Annotated in this window: 14 protein-coding genes; all 14 read left to right on the top strand. The window is 53.4% G+C overall.

Going from position 1 to position 19,926, the window contains the following annotated elements; all coding sequences use genetic code 11:
• Window positions 1-229 precede the first annotated feature (229 nt).
• Entirely contained in the window at window positions 230-3,349 is a 3,120-nt protein-coding gene (gene ygfK / locus SPIRS_RS07000) for a putative selenate reductase subunit YgfK (protein ID WP_041866004.1), read from the top strand.
• A 3-nt stretch (window positions 3,350-3,352) separates the two neighbouring features.
• A complete protein-coding gene (gene ssnA / locus SPIRS_RS07005) occupies window positions 3,353-4,687 on the top strand; it encodes a putative aminohydrolase SsnA (RefSeq protein WP_013253978.1) in 1,335 nt (444 codons plus the stop codon).
• A gap of 38 nt (window positions 4,688-4,725) precedes the next feature.
• Window positions 4,726-5,946 carry a YgeY family selenium metabolism-linked hydrolase gene (locus SPIRS_RS07010; RefSeq protein WP_013253979.1) on the top strand — a complete coding sequence of 407 codons (1,221 nt, stop codon included), beginning with the start codon at window positions 4,726-4,728 and terminating at the stop codon, window positions 5,944-5,946.
• Window positions 5,947-6,044: 98 nt separating this feature from the next.
• A complete protein-coding gene (locus SPIRS_RS07015) occupies window positions 6,045-8,180 on the top strand; it encodes a xanthine dehydrogenase family protein molybdopterin-binding subunit (RefSeq protein WP_013253980.1) in 2,136 nt (711 codons plus the stop codon).
• Window positions 8,177-8,650: a (2Fe-2S)-binding protein gene (locus tag SPIRS_RS07020; protein WP_013253981.1), complete on the top strand. Its 474-nt coding sequence runs from the start codon at window positions 8,177-8,179 to the stop codon at window positions 8,648-8,650. The genes SPIRS_RS07015 and SPIRS_RS07020 overlap by 4 nt, the downstream gene beginning before the upstream one ends.
• The gene (locus tag SPIRS_RS07025; protein WP_013253982.1) at window positions 8,644-9,501 is read left to right on the top strand and encodes an FAD binding domain-containing protein; all 858 of its coding nucleotides are present in this window, start codon (window positions 8,644-8,646) and stop codon (window positions 9,499-9,501) included. The genes SPIRS_RS07020 and SPIRS_RS07025 overlap by 7 nt, the downstream gene beginning before the upstream one ends.
• A 2-nt stretch (window positions 9,502-9,503) precedes the next feature.
• Complete coding sequence (locus SPIRS_RS07030) at window positions 9,504-10,865, top strand: 8-oxoguanine deaminase (protein ID WP_013253983.1); 1,362 nt, start codon at window positions 9,504-9,506, stop codon at window positions 10,863-10,865.
• Window positions 10,866-10,890: 25 nt separating this feature from the next.
• Window positions 10,891-11,667, top strand: coding sequence for an FAD binding domain-containing protein (locus tag SPIRS_RS07035; protein ID WP_245537722.1), 777 nt, complete (start codon window positions 10,891-10,893; stop codon window positions 11,665-11,667).
• Between the two features lie 5 nt (window positions 11,668-11,672).
• Window positions 11,673-14,543 carry a molybdopterin-dependent oxidoreductase Mo/Fe-S-binding subunit gene (locus SPIRS_RS07040; RefSeq protein WP_013253985.1) on the top strand — a complete coding sequence of 957 codons (2,871 nt, stop codon included), beginning with the start codon at window positions 11,673-11,675 and terminating at the stop codon, window positions 14,541-14,543.
• A gap of 94 nt (window positions 14,544-14,637) precedes the next feature.
• Window positions 14,638-15,834, top strand: coding sequence for a knotted carbamoyltransferase YgeW (gene ygeW, locus SPIRS_RS07045; protein ID WP_013253986.1), 1,197 nt, complete (start codon window positions 14,638-14,640; stop codon window positions 15,832-15,834).
• A gap of 220 nt (window positions 15,835-16,054) precedes the next feature.
• Window positions 16,055-17,383 carry an ABC transporter substrate-binding protein gene (locus SPIRS_RS07050; RefSeq protein ID WP_013253987.1) on the top strand — a complete coding sequence of 443 codons (1,329 nt, stop codon included), beginning with the start codon at window positions 16,055-16,057 and terminating at the stop codon, window positions 17,381-17,383.
• 16 nt (window positions 17,384-17,399) lie between these two features.
• Window positions 17,400-18,287 (top strand): carbohydrate ABC transporter permease, encoded by an 888-nt coding sequence (locus tag SPIRS_RS07055; protein ID WP_013253988.1) that lies wholly within the window; start codon window positions 17,400-17,402, stop codon window positions 18,285-18,287.
• Between the two features lie 11 nt (window positions 18,288-18,298).
• Window positions 18,299-19,141 carry a carbohydrate ABC transporter permease gene (locus tag SPIRS_RS07060; RefSeq protein ID WP_013253989.1) on the top strand — a complete coding sequence of 281 codons (843 nt, stop codon included), beginning with the start codon at window positions 18,299-18,301 and terminating at the stop codon, window positions 19,139-19,141.
• 19 nt (window positions 19,142-19,160) lie between these two features.
• Window positions 19,161-19,925: a copper homeostasis protein CutC gene (locus tag SPIRS_RS07065; RefSeq protein WP_013253990.1), complete on the top strand. Its 765-nt coding sequence runs from the start codon at window positions 19,161-19,163 to the stop codon at window positions 19,923-19,925.
• Window position 19,926: the final 1 nt, after the last annotated feature.

Here is a 19,926-nt window from a genome sequence, read left to right on the forward strand (position 1 = left end):
AGCATAAAGATCGGAAAAATTGAAATATCTAAGTGAAACTTTCGTATTTCTCAAATTCCAACCCTACTTCATCTATACTACACCCTGTCCCCCACGTCAAGATACGAGCGTAAAAAATGTTGCAAATTGTTGCATTCGTTGTTGACAACAGAATGAAACACGGTACAATAAAGTCAGACCGGGACACAAAAGTCAGCTTTATTCTATTTCAACGTAATAAGGGGTGCGTATGGGAGATATCATGCGGCCTGTTCCCTTGCGGGAGCTGGTAGAGAGAGTTTTTGGAGAATATAGGAAGTCACAGTCGATATTCGGTATACCTGTTTCACGATTTTACCGACCGTCGTCGGGAAAACGGATTTCCGTTTTTCACGGAAGCTGTAGTTCTCCCATGGGACCTGCCGCCGGGCCTCACACTCAGCTCGCTCAGAATATTATTGCCGCATATCTTTCCGGTGGCCGTTTTATGGAGCTGAAGACTGTTCAGATCATGGATACCCTTGAGATTGCAAAACCATGTATCGATGCAAGAGATGAATGTTACAACACCGAGTGGTCCACCGAGTACACCCTCACCAAGGCATACGATGAATATGTAAAGGCGTGGTTGCTTCTTCACGTGCTTGAGGAGTTGTTTGAACTTGGCGACGGTAAGGGGCCCTCTTTTATCTTTAATATGAGTGTCGGCTATGATCTCGCCGGCATCAAAACGGAACGGATGGATCAATTTATCGAGAGGATGATTGATTCTTCACATGATGAGCGATTCAAGGAACAGCTTGAGAGCCTTGAGGCTGTCCTTAGCGACGGCGCTTTGTATGCAGGCACCGATCTGGAAGCTCGTTTTCCTGCTTTACAGGGGATATCGAAGAGAATCGGTTCGAAGATCACTCCTTCGGTGACCCTTTCGACCATGCACGGCTGCCCACCCGATGAAATCGAGGCGATCTGCAGCTACATGCTCACAGAAAAGAAGATCCCCACCTATGTAAAACTCAACCCGACCCTTCTGGGCTATGACAGGGTACGGGAAATCTTGGATGGTATGGGCTACTCTTATTTGCACCTAAGTCGCGAAGCCTTCGGCCATGATCTTCAGTGGGAGGCCGCCAGGGGGATGCTTCTGCGGCTTAAGGGACTGGCGGAAAAAGAGGGGCTGACCTTTGGGGTTAAGCTTTCCAATACCCTTGGGTCGGTCAACGACCAGGGGGCATTGCCCGGAGACGAAATGTATATGTCCGGCAGGGCCCTTTATCCCCTGACCATCAACCTTGCAGCCCTTGTTTCAGAGGAGTTTGACGGGAAGATGCCCATCAGCTACGCCGGTGGTGCCTCCGCCTTTAATGTGAAGGCGATTTTCGAGGCGGGAATCCGTCCCATCACCTTGGCAACGGATATGCTCAAACCCGGCGGTTATTTCAGAATGGCTGAGCTTTCGGCCCTCACCGACGCCTCTTCAGGGTGGGGAAAGGGTACGGTCGATGTCGGGGCGGTAAAGAAGATGGCACAGCAGGCCCTTTCGGCGCAGAATGCGGTGAAAGATTTCAGGGGAAAGAGCCGGATAGAAACCCACCGGCCGCTGCCGCTGTTCGACTGTTATGTGGCTCCCTGTACCATCGGCTGCCCCATCGGACAGGATGTTCCCGAGTATGTCAGGCTCACCGGCGAAGGTCGCTACAGCGAGGCCCTGGATCTTATCTATGAAAAAAACGCCCTTCCCAACATCACCGGCCAGATCTGCGACCACCAGTGTCAGTATAACTGTACACGGCTCGACTACGAAGGGGCGGTAAAGATTCGAGAAATGAAACGAATCGCAGCCGACAACGGCTGGGATGAGTATATTCGCCGCCACAACACGGCGACCAGGAAAAACGGCCGGAAGGTTGCGGTGGTTGGCGCAGGTCCTGCCGGATTATCCGCCGCCTACTTCCTTGCACGGGAAGGGTTTGATGTAAAGGTCTTTGAGAAACACGACTCTGCCGGCGGGGTGGTGCGTCATGTCATTCCCCACTTCCGTCTTCCCCTTTCCGCCATTGAAAAGGATGTGGAGTTCATCAAATCCCACGGCGTCGAGTTCGAGTTTAATGTCGATCCCAGGTCCGTCACCATCGACGGACTGATTGCGAAGGGGTTTGAGTTTATCTTTCTCGGGGTAGGAGCGGAGAAGGGTAACGTAATGGCCCTCGACGGCTCCGACAGCAGGGTCCTGGAATCCCTCGACTTCCTGTGGGAGTTCCGAAACGCCCCGGAGAATGTGAAACTGGGACGGCGTGTTGTTGTCGTGGGCGGGGGAAATACCGCCATGGACAGCGCCCGGGCGGCCCTGCAGGTCCCCGGTGTGGAGAAGGTTTCGGTCCTCTACCGCAGAACCAAGGAGCAGATGCCCGCCGACCTGGAAGAATATGATATGGCCGTTGAGGACGGCGTGGAGTTCCATTTTCTCCGTAACCCCGAGTCCTTCGATGCCGACGGCAGTGTCACCTGCCGGGTGATGGAGCTCGGCAACATGGATGCCTCGGGACGACGCAGACCGGTTGCCACTGCAAAGACCGAAACCATCGAGGCCGATACCATCATCACTGCCATTGGGGAAACCGTCGATGCACAGGCCCTCAGTGATATGGGCCTTCCCCTTGGCCCTGACGGATGGCCCGAGGTGGATACCTCCACCCTGGAAACGAAAATTCCGCGGGTCTACCTTGGCGGAGACGCTCAAAGCGGACCTTCCACCATTGTCCGCTGTGTCGCCGCAGGGCGAAAAGCGGCCGATTCGATCTGCCGTTCTGCCGACAGCCAGTGGAAGCACGAGATACGGCTTCCCGAATCCGGCGATCGTGCAGCTGTTTTGCTTCAGCGAAAGGGAAAGATTCTCGAATCCGAGGATGTGAAGGCTGCGGGCGATGCGAAATTTGCAGAGCGGGAGGCCGCCAGGTGTCTGGAGTGCAACTACGTCTGTAACAAGTGTGTGGAAGTATGCCCTAACCGGGCAAACATCGTCATAGAGACCCCTGATCTGGCCGATTTTCACGATCCTGCGCAGATCCTCCACATAGATGCCTACTGCAACGAGTGCGGAAACTGTGCGACCTTCTGCCCTCACGACGGCAGGCCCTATCGAGACAAGTTCACCATCTACAACAGAAAAGACGATTTCGAGAATTCGGCCAATCCCGGCTTTTTTATCCGGGACGGAAGGCTCTTCCTGCGCCAAAACGGACAGGTTTCCGAATACTCGATAGACAAAGAGGGTAGAATTTCCGGCGGCTTTGTGGACAGAAGGGTTTCGGCTGTGATCGGAAAGGTGGCAAGTGAATACAATTATCTGCTTACGGCAGTGGGAGAATAACCAGTGATCATTATTAAAGATGCTCAGGCAATGCAGTTTAACCCTCCCAGGGTTTGGGAGAAGGCCGATATCGTTATCGACGGTGATACCATACTCGCCGTGGGGGAAAATGCCGGAGTAGCGTATCGGGACCGGGCGGAGAAGGTGATCGATGCATCGGGCAGACTGGTCTATCCGGGCCTTGTCTGCAGCCATCATCACTACTACAGCGGCCTTTCCCGTGGGGTCATGGCCAAGGTCGGTCCGACCCCGGACTTTGTCTCGACCCTTCGGAACCTCTGGTGGCTCCTTGATCGGGCCCTGGACGAGGAGTCGGTCTACTATTCCGGACTCATTTGCTCTATGGATGCCATCAAGTCCGGAACCACTGCGGTCATCGATCACCATGCAAGCCCCAGCTATATCAAGGGAAGCCTTGCCACCTTGAAGAAATCCTTCGAAAAGGTGGGCCTTCGGGGTATGACCTGTTACGAGACCACGGACCGAAACGGCCTTGAGGGCATGGAACAGGGGATCGAGGAGAATATCGAATTTGCCAAGCTTATCGACGAAGAGAAGAAAAGCGGCAGGGGCGATCATCTTGTAGAGGCGGCCATCGGCGGACATGCCCCCTTTACCCTTCCCGACGCAGGGCTTGTTGCAATGAAGGAAGCGGTCGATGTAACCGGCCGGGGAATTCACCTTCATGTTGCCGAGGGGCGCTACGATGTCAGTGATTCTCACCTGCGTTTCAACAAGGATCTCGGCCGTCGGCTTGCTGACCACGGCCTCCTTAACGAGAAGGCGCTTTTGGTCCACGGTATCTACCTTTCCGATGAGGATATTCGGCTTATCAACGAGGCCGATGCCTATCTTGTGCATAACGCCCGAAGCAACATGAACAACGGGGTCGGCTACAATGTCAATCTGCCGAAGTATAAGAATCTTGCCCTCGGAACCGACGGGATCGGCGCAAACATGTTCGAGGAATTTAAGTTCGCCTACTTCAAACACAAGGATGCAGGCGGCCAGCTCTGGCCGGATGATTATCTGAGGTTTCTCTACAATGGAAACGCTATCCTGGAGCGTTATTTTGACGAAAAGTACGGGCGCCTGGAGGCCGGCTACAAGGCGGATATCGTTATTGCCGACTATCTTAGCCCGACGCCGCTTGCCCCCGAAAATATCGCTGGGCACATGGCCTTCGGCATGACAAGCGGTGATGTACGGACCGTACTTGTTAACGGCCGCGTGGTGCTGGAAGATGGCCGCTTCCCCTTTGATGCAGAGGCACTGTATGCCGAGGCCCGCAAAACGACACTGCGGGTCTGGAAGAACATAGACAGATTAGCCGATTAAAAAAGACGGCAAATATAAAACGACAAAGGAGAATTAATATGGGAGTTCGTGACGATATTCTGAAAAAAGCGAAGGAATACCGTGACTATACGGCACAGGTCCTGAGCGAAATGGTACAGATCAAAAGTTACAGCGGGGATGAAGAGGCTGTCTGCCGGAAGATTGTCCAGATGTGCCAGGATGCCGGTTTCGACGAGGTTCGTATCGACGGCCTCGGAAGCGTGATCGGCAGGGTTGGAAACGGGCCCAAGACCATTGCCTTCGACGCTCATATCGATACCGTCGAAGTCGGCGACCCCGACCAGTGGAAGTTTGACCCCTTTTCCGGCCTTATCAAGGAGGGGCTGATTCACGGACGGGGATCCAGCGATCAGAAGGGTGGTGCCGCCAGCATGATTGCCGCCGGTCGAATTCTGAAGGAACTTGGCTACAGCGGTGAATACACTGTCTACTTTACCTTTACCGTCATGGAAGAGGACTGCGACGGCATGTGCTGGAAGTACCTTATCGAAGAAGAGAAGTTCAAACCGGACCTTTTTGTCTCTACCGAACCGACCAGCTGCCGTATCTACCGCGGACACCGGGGAAGGATGGAGATGATGGTGCGCCTCAAAGGGGTTTCCAGCCACGGCTCCGCCCCGGAGCGGGGTGAAAGTGCCGCCTACAAGGCAGCTCGTGCCGCCCTCGCCATGGAAAAGCTCAATGCAGATCTCCAGCCCGACGACGATAATTTTCTCGGAAAGGGAACCGTCGTGGTAAGCCAAATCGATGTAAAGGGTCCAAGCCAGTGTGCGGTTCCCGATCAGGCTATGCTCTATCTCGATCGACGCCTGACCTGGGGTGAGGACAAGGAACTTGCCATCGCCCAGGTGAAAAAGTACATTTCCGAGGCCATCGGCGAGAGCGAGGATAAGGTACAGGTGGAGATGCCCATGTACGAAGAGCTCGGCTGGAAGAAGCTGGACTATCATCAGGAGCTGTACTTTCCCACATGGAAGATTCCCGAGGACAATAAACTGGTTCAGGCAGGTGTGAGCGCCTATAAGGATCTCTGGAACAAGGAGCCGGTTGTCGATAAGTGGACATTTTCCACCAATGCCGTTGCCACTACCGGACGCCATAAAATTCCGGCCATCGGCTTCGGCCCCGGGGATGAGGCTCAGGCCCATGCCCCTAATGAGATCACCAGGGTAGATGATCTTGAGATCTGTTCGGCCTTTTATGCCATGCTTCCCTATGTACTTGAAGGAAAAAACTAGTATATTACTAGAGTATAGGATTGTGCCCGTCCGCCGATGACGACGGACGGGCTTTTCGACGCTAACCTCCGTCCGGGAGGAAGAAGGGTAGGTCTTGAATGAACGCAAACATCAGTAAGGCCGTGACGCGGGTCGATGCCGAGGCAAAGAGTACCGGAGCTGCCAAGTATGTCTCAGATCTCCAGTTTCCGGGACTCTTATACGCCAGGGTTCTCCGCTCGGATCGCGCCAGAGCAACAATTCTTGAGGTACATGTTCCACCGCTACCCGAGGGCTATTTTTTCATAAATAAAAACGATATTCCCTCTGGTGGCACCAATGAAGTCTTAATGATCAAAAAGGATTGGCCCGTATTCGCCGACGGCCGGGTCCGCTATATCGGAGAAGCCATCGGCCTGGTTGTAGGGCCTGATCGACAAAGGGTGCTGGAAATCCTGAAAGGAATCGAGGTAGTCTACGAGGATCTCGATCCCGTGTTCACGCTGGAGGAGGCCCTTGCACTCAAAGGGGGCCCGCTTTACGGTGATGATAATCTCTATGCCGATTACCATCTGGTCAAGGGAGACCCCGACGCCGCCTTTGACGCTGCCGATCAAATCATCGAAGATGAGATCAGCACCGGCTATCAGGAACATATCTACATGGAGCCTCAGGGGGTCATCGGAACCCTGGAAGAGGGGAAGATTACCTTTTACGCCTCAAGCCAGTGTCCCTTTTACATTCGAAAGGCCGTTGCGCATTGTTTAGGCCTTTCTCCCGACGAGGTGAGGGTGAAGCAGGCTGTTACCGGAGGCGCTTTCGGGGGCAAGGAGCACTTCCCCGATGTGATGGCCACCCCTGTCGCCGTTGCGGTACACAAGATAGGAAAGCCTGTTCAGCTGGTTCTCGACCGCATCGAGGACATCAGCTTTACCCCCAAACGGCATCCCAGTACAACCCGTTTCCGAACGGCCCTGGACAAAGATGGGAAAATCATCGGTATGGATATCGATGTACAGATAAACGCTGGGGCCTACGAGAGCTGCTCGCTTGTCGTTCTTCAGAGGGCGATTTTCAGTTCCAACAGTGTCTACGACATTCCCAACGTCAAGATTCGGGGCAGGGCCATTGCCACGAACAATGTGCCCAGCGATGCCTACCGCGGTTTCGGGGCGCCCCAGGGGCTTTTTGCGGTTGAGATGCATATGAGCCATCTCGCACGGCAGCTTGGTGTCGATGAGCTTGCCTTCAAAGAGCGTTATTTTACGGAAAAGGGTGGTGTAACCGTCACCAACGGCAAGATCAAAGAGGATGTCAAACTGCCGGAGATGCTCCAAAAGATTAAAGAGGCCTCCGACTACGATCGAAAGGCCGCCGAGTATAGCCGTGGGGCCCTTCGGGGAATCGGCATATCGATTTTTAATCACGGCAGCGGTTTTACCGGTAACGGAGAACAGGCGATCATAAAGGGCCTTGTTACCATGCGGGGAAGGCGTGATGGAAAGGCTGACCTGTTGGTGAGTAACGTAGAGATGGGGCAGGGACTCCAAACCACCTTTCGTAAGATCGCTGCCCAGGTTCTCGGCCTGCCGGTGGAGGATGTCGGTTATGATAATCCCGATACCGACCGTGTCCCCGATTCCGGCCCGACCTGTGCCTCTCGCTCCATTGCGGTTGTGGGTTTTCTGGTCCAGGAATGTGCAAAGAAGTTGAAAGCCGCCTGGAAGCCGGGGGAAATGGTCGAAGTTTCCCACCGTTACGCCCCGCCTCCCGGACTGGAATGGAACCAGGATGATCTTCAGGGGGATGCATACCCCTCTTTCGGCTGGGGGATCAATGTTGTCGAAGTGGAGGTCGATCCGGTTACCTATGAGGTTTCCACAAAGGGAATCTGGTCGGTTTTTGATGTGGGAACGGCCATCGACGAGAGGGTGGTTGAAGGGCAGGCTCATGGTGGTATCATCCAGGGGCTCGGTTATGCCAGCCTTGAAAAGCTGGAGGCGGTCAACGGACGCTTTCGCCAGCATACCATGGCCGATTATGTCATTCCGACCTCCATGGATTTCCCATCCATCCACAACCAATTGGTAGACAATCCCTATCCCTACGGTCCCTTTGGAGCAAAGGGGGCGGGAGAGCTGGTCTTCGACGGCGCCGCTCCTGCCTATGCCGATGCGGTTCAGTGGGCAATCGACAAGCCTGTCGACCGGATTCCGGTCACGCCGGAATATCTGATGGAGGTGATCGAAGGATGAGCTTGGTATCTTTTACATTAAACGGGAAACCGGTAAGCGTGGAAGCCGATCCGCTTCTGCGCCTACTTGATCTGCTTCGTGAAGATCTCGGCCTCACCGGCGTCAAAGAGGGCTGTGGAGAGGGGGAATGCGGAGCCTGTTCTGTTCTCAAAGACGGAAAGATTGTTAATTCATGTCTGATCCCCGTGGCTACCGTTGCGGGATGTGAGATCGTAACCCCGGAAGGACTCCGTGACACGGATAGGGGTAAGTGCATCGTCGAGGCCTTTGCAGAAAGCGGGGCTGTTCAGTGTGGTTTCTGTACGCCCGGAATGATGATGGCAACCGAGTCTCTTTTGCGTAAGAATCCCGATCCGAGCGAGGCTGAGGTGCGGGAAGGGCTTTCCGGCAACCTCTGTCGTTGTACCGGTTACGACATGATTGTTCGCGGGGTTTTGCTTGCCGCGAACAAGGGGAGGGGGCTATGGTAACGGGATACAAACCTCAAACCCTCCGCGAGGCGCTCGAATTACGGAAAAACAGCGGGGTTCTTCCCTTTGCCGGAGGTACGGACCTCATGGTTCGCTATAAAAGCTGGGCGGGGACGCTTCCTTCTTTTCCAAAATCCGTGCTCTTTTTAGGCCATTTGAAGGAACTCCAAAACATTGAGCTAAGCAGTGGAAAGATTATCTACGGTGCGGGTGCCACCCTGACCGAAATCATGGAGTATCCCGGCACCCCAGCCCTTCTCGCCGAAGCAATCCGGGGCATCGCTGCACCAGCCTTGCGAAATGTCGGCACCATGGCCGGAAACCTCTGCAACGCATCTCCTGCCGGAGATTCGATTTGCGCCCTCTATGCTCTTGGAGCCTCTGTTGTCTGTAAAAGCCTTTCCGGTGAACGACAGATTCCCGTCATCGATTTTGTGACAGGGCCGGGCCGAACGGCCCTCGCCGATGATGAGATTGTGTCGGCCATCATTGTCCCTGCTCTCGATTGGACTGTTACTTTTTATCGCAAGGTGGGAACGAGAAAGGCAAACGCTCTTTCCAAACTGAGCTTCTGCGGCCTCGCCAAGATCAAAGGCGGCCGGATCGACGATGTCAGGATTGCCGTCGGTGCTGTCGGTCCGACGGTTGTTCGTAGCCTTGAGTTGGAAAGGCTCTTGGCCGGGGCGGGATCCGGCGAGCTTGAAGAGCTTCGCGAGCGCCTGCTGCAATCCTATGGTGCCATGATCGTGCCTATAGACGATCAGCGTTCCACCGCAGCCTATCGAAAAAGGGTTGCCCTCAATCTTCTGGAACTATTTATCGATGACGAACTGAAGAAAGGAGTCTCCTGACCATGGCAAAACTGCTTTTGAAGGATATCTATTACCTGCATCCCGGCGGCCAGGCCGAAGGGCTTCGCGGTTATGATATGTTGGTCGACGGCAACAAAATTGCCTCGATCGCCCCGAAGATCGATCCTGCCGGGGTCGACCGGATTATCGACTGTTCCACCCATGTGGTGGTTCCCGGTCTGGTGAATACCCATCACCACTTTTACCAAACCCTGACGCGAAACATTCCTGCGGTGCAAAACGCCAAACTTTTCGACTGGCTGGTCTACCTCTACGAGGTGTGGAAGCACATTGACGAAGAAGCCGTCTATTATTCGAGCCTTCTTGCCATGGCAGAACTTCTGAAGACCGGCTGTACCCTTACTACCGATCACCACTACCTCTACCCCAATAATTTTGCCGGTGACCTCATGGGGCTTCAGTTCGAGGCGGCCGAAACCCTCGGTATGCGCTTCTCACCGACCCGGGGCTCCATGAGCCTCTCGAAGAAGGATGGGGGATTGCCCCCCGACTCGGTGGTACAGACCGAGGAGATTATCTTGGCCGACAGCGAGCGGGTCATCTCCCAATATCACGACAAAAGCGATTTTTCCATGCGCAAGGTTGTTCTGGCCCCTTGTAGCCCCTTTAGCGTAACCGAACAGCTCATGAAGGATTCCGCGGCCCTTGCGCGGCAGCATGGGGTTCGCCTGCACACCCACCTTGCCGAGACCCTGGATGAAAATGATTTTTGTGTTCAGGTCTACGGCAGGCGCCCGGTACAGGTGATGGCCGACTGCGATTTTCTCGGTGATGATGTCTTTTTTGCTCACGGCATCCACTTCAACGATGAGGAACTCGATATTTTGGCCGAAACCGGTAGCCACATCGCCCACTGTCCGGCCAGCAATATGCGCCTGGGAAGCGGTATCTGCCGGGTTTCGGAGATGCTGCCTCGGGGGATAAATGTCGCCCTTGGGGTGGATGGCTCTGCCAGTAACGATACCAGCGATCTTTTGGGCGAAGCCCGTCAGGCCATGCTGCTCCAGCGGGTCAAGTACGGAAGCGGTGCCCTTACCGCAAAACAGACCTTCAAGATCGCCTCGGAAAACGGTGCAAGGTTACTTGGTTATGAAAGGGTGGGGAGGCTTGAAGAGGGGATGGCGGCCGATATGGCGATCTGGAATGTCGATCGGCTCGAATATGCCGGGGCCCTTTCCGACCCCCTTGCCGCGCTGCTTTTCTCTGGTTACGACCACGGGACCGCCTACACCATCGTAAACGGTGAGGTGGTCGTCGATGAGGGCTGCCTTGTCGGTTTTGACGAAAGAGCATTGACAGGGAAGGCCAATGCCATTGCTACCAGGCTTCTCGAGCAACGATAGGGAGGTGGATATGGTAGGAGAATACGTGAAACCATCTCGGGCCGAAGAGGCTCTGGAGTTAAAAAATCGGTATGGAAGCGAGGCCTTTTTTCTCGCCGGCGGGAGTGAGGTGAACAGGCTTCACTCGCCTGTTGCCGGGAGTATTGCAATTGACATTTCCGCTGTAACGCCGAAAAGGATCGAAACGTCAGCTTCTTCCCTTATCATTGGAGCTGGTATATCGCTTCAGCAGATAGCAGATGAAGGTTCCCTCCCTGAGCCTCTTCGCCATGCCGCCGGTCAGGCTGCAAGTCGTCCCCTGCGTCACATGGCGACGGCCGGAGGCAATATTGCCTCCGATCGCCGGGACAGTTATCTCATCCCTGTGTTGCTTGCCTATGATGCCCTCCTTGAGATGTCATCGGGAGAAACGGTATCCCTGGAACAGTGGCTTTCCGATAAGCAGGGTTTGATCATGAATATCATCCTCCCCGACCCGAAGCGGCGGCTGCGAACCGCAAGGCTTACCAGGACCTCCCAGGGCTCTCCCGTTTTTGTCATGGCCTGTGCCCTTACCGAAGTTCCTGAGAAGGGGGTTCGTTTTGTCGTGGGGGGGCTTCCAGGGAGTCCCCGGCGAGTGAAATCGGTAGAGACGCTTTTGGCTTCGGAACCCGAAGCTGTTAAAAGGCTTCCTCAACACCTTGAAAACGCGATAAAGCCGGTTTCCGATTATCTCGGTTCTGCAGAATATAAACGTTACATTGCAGGCGTTAGTGCTATAGATCTTTTTACGGCCTGTATCGCCGCCGGGAATAGGGGGTAAACGCAATGGAATTGACATTCACCCTAAACGGTGTTGAGAAACGACTTTTTTCACATCCCGGCGAGAACCTACGCGAATTGCTTTATCGCCTCGGCATGCTCTCGGTCCGTGACAGCGATGACGGCGAGGGTTTCGCCGGTAGCGATCTCATCCTCGTGGATGGAAAACCTGCCTATGCCAATCTCATGATTGCAGCCCAGGCAGAGGGACGGACGATCCGAACCGCCGAGTCTCTGGTGAAAGGAAAAAAGCTTTCGATCGTCCAGGAATCGATGATCGATGCGGGGGTAGTCCAGTCCGGTTACAACAGCCCTGCCGCGGCTCTCGCCCTTGCAGATCTCCTCGAACGGAGTCCCGATCCTTCCCGAGCGGAGGTGATAGACGCACTTTCCGGGATCTATAATCGTGCCACCGGGTATCAGCAGTTTTTCAAGGCTGTGGAACTCGCATCCCGACGGATGAAAGATCCCGGCTATACCACACAGATCGCTCCCGAGTTTCGGGAAGACCTCGATGTGGTCGGGAAGGTGAGAAAAAAGGTGGACGGTGCCAAATTGGTTACCGCCCGCAAGGCCTTTGTCGAGGATTTTGTGGAACAGGATGCCTGCATCCTCAAAATGCTCAAGAGCCCTCATGCCCATGCATATATTACCAGTATCGATACCAGTAAGGCCGAGGCCTTGCCTGGAGTCGTCATGGTCATTACCTATAAAAATTGTCCCGATGTTTGGTACACCTTTGCCGGCCAGGGCTTTCCCGAGCCCTCTCCCTATGACAGACGGATGTTCAATCAGAAGCTTATGCATGTAGGTGACCGTGTCGCTGCAGTTGTTGCCGAAAACGGGGAGATCGCCGACAAGGCCTTGGGCCTTATCGAGGTCGAATATGAGGTACTTGAGCCTGTATTTACCATCGAAGAAGCCGCTGCCGAAGGCGCACCTGTCATCCACGGCGGAACCGTTGAGTATGTGGCAGGAGCTCCCGACGAGCTTGATTCCTACAACAAAGGAGCAAATCCCCGGGACGGTAAGATCATCTATCAGTTTCCAATCCACGGTGATCCCCGTCATAATATTGCCGCAAGTGTGACCGGAGGGATCGGGGATGTCGACATCGGCTTTGCTCAAGCCGATGTGGTTATCGACAGAGAATACGAGACCAGCCAGGTGCAACAGGCCCCTCTGGAGACCCATGTCGTCTATACCCAGATGGATGGGGAGCGGCTTGTTATCCACGCCTCTACCCAGGTTCCCTGGCATCTTCGCCGGATTGTTTCCACGATCCTTGGTGTCAGTGAAAACCAGGTTAGGGTGATCAAGGAACGTGTCGGCGGCGGTTACGGATCGAAGCAGGATATCGTTCTTGAAGAGGTCGCCGCCTTTGCCACCTGGAGTACCGGCAGATCGGTCTTCTACCATTACACCCGGGAAGAGGAGTTCACCAGCAACTCCAGCCGCTTTCCCATGAAGGTTCGGGTAAAGCTGGGAGCAAAACGTGACGGCACCCTCACCGCTGTCTACATGCGGGTGCTTGCAAACAGCGGCTGCTTCGGCAATCATTGTCTCACCGTTCCGATGAATGCCTGTTCCAAGAGTCTTCCCTTGGTGATGTGCGACAACTTTAAATTCGATGTTATCACCTATTATACCAATATTCCCATAACCGGTGCCTACCAGGGCTACGGAGCACCGAAAGGCTCCTTTGCCCTGCAAATGGCCCTGGCGGAACTCGCCGATGAGTTAAAGATGGATCACCTCAAACTTGTGGAAAAGGTACGGGTCAAAGAGGGGACCATGCTGGAAATCCTTCGCTGTCTCGGTGAGGGGCGGGAGGGTACTCCTGCGCCGGTCGGCAGCTGCGGCCTTGGCCCTGCTCTGGAGGAAGGAGCGGATCTGATAGGCTGGGGAAAGAAGGATCAGCCTGCGAACCCCGATGTTCACATCGGTCAGGGACTTGCCATTATTCAGCAAGGATCGGGACTTCCCGGTCTGGATCATTCCTGTGCCGATGTCAAAATGCTTGCCGACGGAAGCTTCATGATCCATTCCGGCGGTGCCGATCTCGGAACCGGCCTTGATACGGTTTCGGTGAAGGTGGCTGCCGAGACCTTGAAGGTGGATATGGAGCAGGTTTCGATCCTTTCCGGCGATACCGATACAACACCCTTCGACACCGGCGCCTATGCCTCAAGCGGAACCTTCTTTTCCGGCAATGCCTCCCTCAAGGCTGCCGTGGACCTAAAGGAGAAAATTCTGCAGGTTGCCTCGAGGATGCTCGACGAGCCCGTAGAGGAGCTTGCCGTTGAGAAACCGGGCGTTGTTGTGGGAAAGAAAGGGAAGGTGAGCTATAGGGAAATTGCCCAGGAGACCCAGGCGGGCCTTGGCTCCGGTCAGCTGGTCGGCTACGCAAGCTTCACCAGTGAGGATTTTGCCTTTCCCTATGGGGCCCATTTCTGTCAGGTCGCGGTTAATACCCGTACCGGCGAGGTAAAGGTGCAGAAGTATCATGCCCTTCAGGACTGCGGGACTCCCATCAACCCGGAACTTGCTCTCGGACAGATTTACGGAGGTGCCTTTAAATCGGTCGCCCACAGCCTGTGGGAAGAGATGGTGATCGATAAAGAGGGTGTCCTAACCAACCCGACCCTGAGGGACTACGGTATCCCCATGATTACCGACTTGCCTGAGGAGTTTGGCGCACATTTGGTCTTTACCGACGACGCCTACGGCCCCTTCGGCGGAAAATCCGTATCGGAGATCAGCCTGAACGGTGCCTCTCCCGCTCTTGCTTCGGCAATCCACGATGCCGTCGGGGTTTGGATCCGGGACTGGCCTTTTACACCGGAGAAGGTACTTCGGGCTCTCGGAAAGCTCTAAGACTCGGCTAATAACGCTCGCATTGCCCCGCCTTATGGCGGGGCGAATATCATACTGAAATAGAGAGAGAATAATTTTTGGAGGAACAGTTTACATGGACAAAATTGGAATCGAGGAGATGATCAGGTCACTCTCTACCCTTAGAACAGAGAAAATGTATCTGAAGGATTTTTTCCACACCTGGAAGCACAGTGACGATGAAATTCGGGCCACCTTTGAGGTTGCCGAGATCCTTCGCGGCATGAGAGAGAACAACATATCGAGCAGGGTCTTCGATAGTGGTCTTGCCATCAGCCTTTTTCGGGATAATTCGACCCGTACCCGCTTCAGCTTTGCCAGTGCCTGTAATCTTCTCGGCCTCGAGGTACAGGACCTTGACGAGGGAAAGAGTCAGATTGCCCACGGTGAAACGGTTCGGGAAACGGCAAACATGATCAGCTTTATGGCAGATGTCATCGGTATTCGTGACGACATGTACATTGGCAAGGGACATACCTACATGAAAACGGTTGCCCAGGCCGTGGAAGACGGACACTACGACGGGGTGCTTGAGCAGCGTCCCACCCTTGTCAACCTTCAGTGTGACATAGACCATCCGACCCAGTCCATGGCCGATGCCCTTCATGTCATCAATGAGTTCGGTGGTGTTGAAAACCTCAAGGGAAAAAAGCTTGCCATGACCTGGGCCTACAGTCCCTCCTACGGCAAGCCCCTCTCTGTTCCTCAAGGGATTATCGGGCTCTTTACCCGTTTCGGGATGGATGTCGTACTTGCCCATCCGGAAGGCTATAATGTCATGCCCGAGATGGAAGGGGTTGCTGCCAAGAATGCTCAAAAGAGCGGGGGCTCCTTCTCCAAGGTAAATTCCATGGCCGAGGCATTTAAGGATGCCGATATTGTCTACCCGAAAAGCTGGGCCCCGTTTAGCGTCATGGAAGAGCGGACCAAGATTGTTGAGACCGGTGATCAGCAGGCACTCAAGGAGCTGGAAAAGCGTTGTCTTGCCCAGAATGCCCAGTTTATCGACTGGGAATGTACCGAAGAACTGATGTCGACCACTCGGGAGGGAAAAGCTTTGTATCTGCACTGTCTTCCTGCCGACATCTCCGGCGTTTCCTGCGAAAAGGGTGAGGTTGCGGCATCGGTTTTCGACCGCTACCGGGATCCTCTTTACAAGCAGGCCTCTTTTAAGCCTTATATTATTGCGGCAATGATTTTTCTTGCAAAATTCCGCAATCCGTCGGAAAAGCTTCTTGACCTTTTGACCGATGCCCGCAAGCGTATCTATTAACCAGTCTAATCAATCAACGTGCTGCAGCATCGTACCGGAGCCTTTTGGCTCCGGTTTTTTTTGTCGTGGTGGAGAATGTTAATGATCGTTGAGAAGGCTGTGTAAGCTTTAACCGGTGTATCACCACTATTCGGGACAGTAAAACGTGCGAAAAATCCTTGACAGCTCAGGAATTTCCTTGTTTAATTAATTCATTGAATGAATTAATAAGGAGGTTTCTATGACAGAAACTGCACGTAAGAGAGTGCGAGCACTGGCTTTGGCTGGAGTGATCTTGCTACTTTCATCTACGCTTGCCTGGGCAGGAGGTGACCAGGAAAAGGGGAATGGAAAGATTGTTCTTTCCACCTATTTTCAGATCGACCCGGCAAATCCGCAGTACGAAGGACACAATGAGGTAATGAAAGCCTTTACCGCGGCACATCCCGAGATTGAATTCAAGCATGAATATGCCACCGGCGAATCGTTTCATCAGAAATTCCAGGCCATGGCCGCTTCCGGCCGTATGCCCGATGTCTTTACCACCTATGTGGGGAAGCGGACTGCATATATTACCGAAACCGGAAAGGTGCTGGACCTTCGAGCCTACCTGGATGATGCCTTCATGAAATCTTTTAATCCCGCGGCGTGGGAAGCGCAGGGGAGTGAAGGGGAGATCTACACCATTCCCCCTTCCATGGCAGTCTGCCATGTGATGTATGCCAATACGAAAATTCTCGATGAGCTTGGTCTCTCCTTTCCCAAAAGCTATAAAGAACTTCTTTCCCAGGTCGACACCATCAAGAAGGCAGGCTATTATCCTGTTTCTCTCGGAAACAAGGATCAGTGGCCCGTCAATTCGTGGCTTTTAAGCGCCCTTGTCGATAGGATGGGAGGCAAAGAGTGGTTCCAAAAGGCAATGGTTGGTAAGGCCTCCTTTACCGATGAACCCTTTGTCCGCTCGCTTGAAATCGTAAAAGAGATGGTGGATAAGGGAGTCTTCAGCCCCGGCGTAAACCAGATGTCCAATACCGAGGCTGATCAGGAGTTTTACCAGGGCAAGTCTGTCTATTTGATCGATGCGGGCTGGAGAACCTCTGCCATGACCACCTCTCTGCCTCAGGATTTCCAGAATGCGGTCTATATGGGGGTGTTTCCCGAGATAGCGGGTGCTGTCGATCATGGTACCAGTGTTGCCGTTCCTTCCGAGGGCTTTGGCATCAACAAGGAACTTGCGGATGATCCTGCAAAGCTTGAGGCCGCTCTTACCTTCCTGAAGTTTTACAACGGTCCCGAGGGGGCTGCCATTCGTCTGAAGTATGGTGAGATTCCCACCTGTAAACTCGACTACTCCCAGTATGATCTTCCGCGTCTTCAGATCGCATATGCCGATTTTCAGGAAAATACTCCCATGGGCTATGTGATCGATGCAAAGATGGATGGTGAAGGTATGGGCGTCCTTAATCCTTCCATTCAGGCGATGATGTTCGGCAATATGACTCCGCAGGAGGTCGCCGAAAAGTACGAAGCTTGGGTGAAGGAAAACGATTCCAACCGGCTTGGTAACTAAATAAAGGGGGAAGATAATGATCGAGTCGAAAGATAAAAAACTTAGCTTCTTTATTCTACTTTTACCCGCATTGTTGATTTACCTGTCGATCATTATCTTCCCGATAGGTGTCAGCACACTGCTTTCGTTTACCAAATGGAAGAACTTCGCCCTTGTGGGGTTTATCGGGATGAAAAATTACATCTCGATTTTTACCGATCCGGAGTTTCTCCAGGCTCTTTGGCACAATATTCAGATCATGTTGATCTCGATTTTGGGGCAAATTCCCCTTGGAATCGTACTTGCCTATCTGCTCTATCGCAAGCTGGTCAGGGCCACCCGTTTTTTCGAGATGATGATATTTCTTCCCATAACCATTTCCGCCGTTGTCGTCGCACTCTTGTGGAACCGAATTTTCTCCCCGGTGGGTATCTTTACCATTTGTATGAGGATGATCACCGACAATCCTGACTATGTGGTGACCATATTCGAGAGTCCCCAATGGGCCATGATTCCGATTCTTTTTGTGCTTCTGTGGATGCATACCAGCCTGTATATGGTCATGTTTCTGGCCAATATGCAAAGAATTCCCCAATCGGTTATCGAAGCGGCCAAGATCGACGGGGCATCGGAATCGACGATTCTTACCAGAATTGTTATCCCTGCCCTGGTCAATGTAATTTTCACCAGTTCGATTTTTGCCATCTCCGGAAGCTTGAAAAGCTTTGATCTTGTCTATGCCATGACAGGGGGAGGGCCGGTGAATTATACCAGTGTTATGTCGATCTACCTCTATAAACACACCTTCACCTACAACAACTACGGTTATGGAAGCGCCGTTTCCGTGATCATTGTGATTCTGAGTGTGGGCTTGATCACACTCTCCCGCTCGCTCTACGGCCGATACCAGAAAAAATACGAATAGGGGGATGTGATATGCCGAAACTTAACCGGGATATTTCCGCCGGATGGCGCTTGTTCGCATATGTTTTTTTGATCTTCTTTACGCTTATTACGCTTATGCCTCTCCTCTGGATGCTCTATTCCTCCTTTAAACTTCAGGGAGAGATCATGATGTACCCCCTCTCCCTTCCCAAGGAACCGACGTTTAAAAACTATCGGGATGCCTGGAGTATCGGCCATATGGGAATTGCCGCAATCAACAGCATCCTCTACACGGGTATAGGAACCTTTTTCACCGTTCTCTTTTCCCTTGCGGCGGGATTTGCCCTGACGAAGTTCAACTATGCTTCGGCAAAGTGGTATTACGCCGCCTTCACCCTGGGGCTTTTGATTACGGTGAATTCGGTTATCGCACCGCTTTTTATCATGGAAACACGTATGGGACTCTACGATACCAGAATCGGTGTGATTCTGCCCTATATCGCCTTTGGGCTCCCCATGGCCGTACTTCTTGCCACCTCCTACATCCGGGGGATTCCAGATTCCTTGATCGAGGCGGCGGTGATCGACGGAGCCAGTTACATCCAGATTTTTCTCAAAGTGATCATTATTGTATCGACACCGGTGATGGCGACCATTACCGTTCTCACCTTTCTTCGCAACTGGAATGAATTTATCCTTGTGTTTATTCTCACCAGCGGCGAGCATATGCGAAGTCTTCCCGTATCGATCAATGCCTTTGCGGGAAGGCTCAACGTGAACTACGGCATGCAGTTTGCCGCCTTGGTCATCGGCACGATTCCCATGATTCTCTTTTACATCGGGGCACATAATATGGTTATCAAGGGTTTTGGCGAAGGTGCACTCAAGGAATAGCATAAGGAGTTTCTTTTACATGGACACACAACAGATTTTACAAGAAATTTCAATTGAGGTATGTCTGGACTCTGTCGAGTCGTCAATCAATGCACAACAGGGCGGAGCCGACAGGGTTGAGCTCTGCGACAACCTCTTTCAGGGGGGCACAACGCCCAGCATCGGTACCATTCGTGCCGCCAGAAAGGCAATCGATATTGGTCTTCAGGTCATCATCAGACCTCGCGGAGGTGATTTCCTCTACAGCGATTACGAGTTCGAGGTTATGAAAGAAGATATTCTTGCCGCCGGAGAGGCCGGGGCCGACGGTGTCGTTTTTGGGATCCTTACGCCCGACGGCCTGGTCGACAGAGATCGTAATGCACTTCTTCGGGAGCTTGCCGGTCCCATGAATGCCACATTTCACCGTGCTTTCGATGTGGTACGAAATCCCTTCGATGCTCTTGAGACCATCATCGATCTCGGCTTTAACCGCATCCTGACCAGCGGGCAGGCTCCCACGGTGCTCGAGGGGGTTGAACTGGTACGTGAACTTGTCGATCGGGCGGCGGGGCGTATCATCATCATGCCGGGCAATGGTATCACCCCTCGGAATATGCAGAAAATCATTGAGCTTACCGGTGCCCGCGAGTATCATGTTTTTGTCGATCGGGAGCGAGAGAGCGGCATGACCTACCGTCCCGGTGATGTATACATGGGCGGACTCCTCAGGCAGCCGGAATTTGTCAACAGCTTTACCGACCGGGATATGGTCACACGGCTCCGGGGTCTCGGCTCAAAATAGG

Source organism: Sediminispirochaeta smaragdinae DSM 11293, assembly GCF_000143985.1.
Lineage (GTDB): Bacteria > Spirochaetota > Spirochaetia > DSM-16054 > Sediminispirochaetaceae > Sediminispirochaeta > Sediminispirochaeta smaragdinae.

What these genes read in the sequence shown, in the direction of transcription:
- SPIRS_RS07060 (WP_013253989.1), top strand. Translation starts at nt 18,299, where the DNA reads ATGCCGAAACTTAACCGGGATATTTCCGCCGGATGGCGCTTGTTCGCA.
- ygfK (WP_041866004.1), top strand. Translation starts at nt 230, where the DNA reads ATGGGAGATATCATGCGGCCTGTTCCCTTGCGGGAGCTGGTAGAGAGA.
- SPIRS_RS07040 (WP_013253985.1), top strand. Translation starts at nt 11,673, where the DNA reads ATGGAATTGACATTCACCCTAAACGGTGTTGAGAAACGACTTTTTTCA.
- SPIRS_RS07020 (WP_013253981.1), top strand. Translation starts at nt 8,177, where the DNA reads ATGAGCTTGGTATCTTTTACATTAAACGGGAAACCGGTAAGCGTGGAA.
- ygeW (WP_013253986.1), top strand. Translation starts at nt 14,638, where the DNA reads ATGGACAAAATTGGAATCGAGGAGATGATCAGGTCACTCTCTACCCTT.
- SPIRS_RS07010 (WP_013253979.1), top strand. Translation starts at nt 4,726, where the DNA reads ATGGGAGTTCGTGACGATATTCTGAAAAAAGCGAAGGAATACCGTGAC.
- SPIRS_RS07025 (WP_013253982.1), top strand. Translation starts at nt 8,644, where the DNA reads ATGGTAACGGGATACAAACCTCAAACCCTCCGCGAGGCGCTCGAATTA.
- SPIRS_RS07050 (WP_013253987.1), top strand. Translation starts at nt 16,055, where the DNA reads ATGACAGAAACTGCACGTAAGAGAGTGCGAGCACTGGCTTTGGCTGGA.
- SPIRS_RS07030 (WP_013253983.1), top strand. Translation starts at nt 9,504, where the DNA reads ATGGCAAAACTGCTTTTGAAGGATATCTATTACCTGCATCCCGGCGGC.
- SPIRS_RS07065 (WP_013253990.1), top strand. Translation starts at nt 19,161, where the DNA reads ATGGACACACAACAGATTTTACAAGAAATTTCAATTGAGGTATGTCTG.
- SPIRS_RS07015 (WP_013253980.1), top strand. Translation starts at nt 6,045, where the DNA reads ATGAACGCAAACATCAGTAAGGCCGTGACGCGGGTCGATGCCGAGGCA.
- SPIRS_RS07055 (WP_013253988.1), top strand. Translation starts at nt 17,400, where the DNA reads ATGATCGAGTCGAAAGATAAAAAACTTAGCTTCTTTATTCTACTTTTA.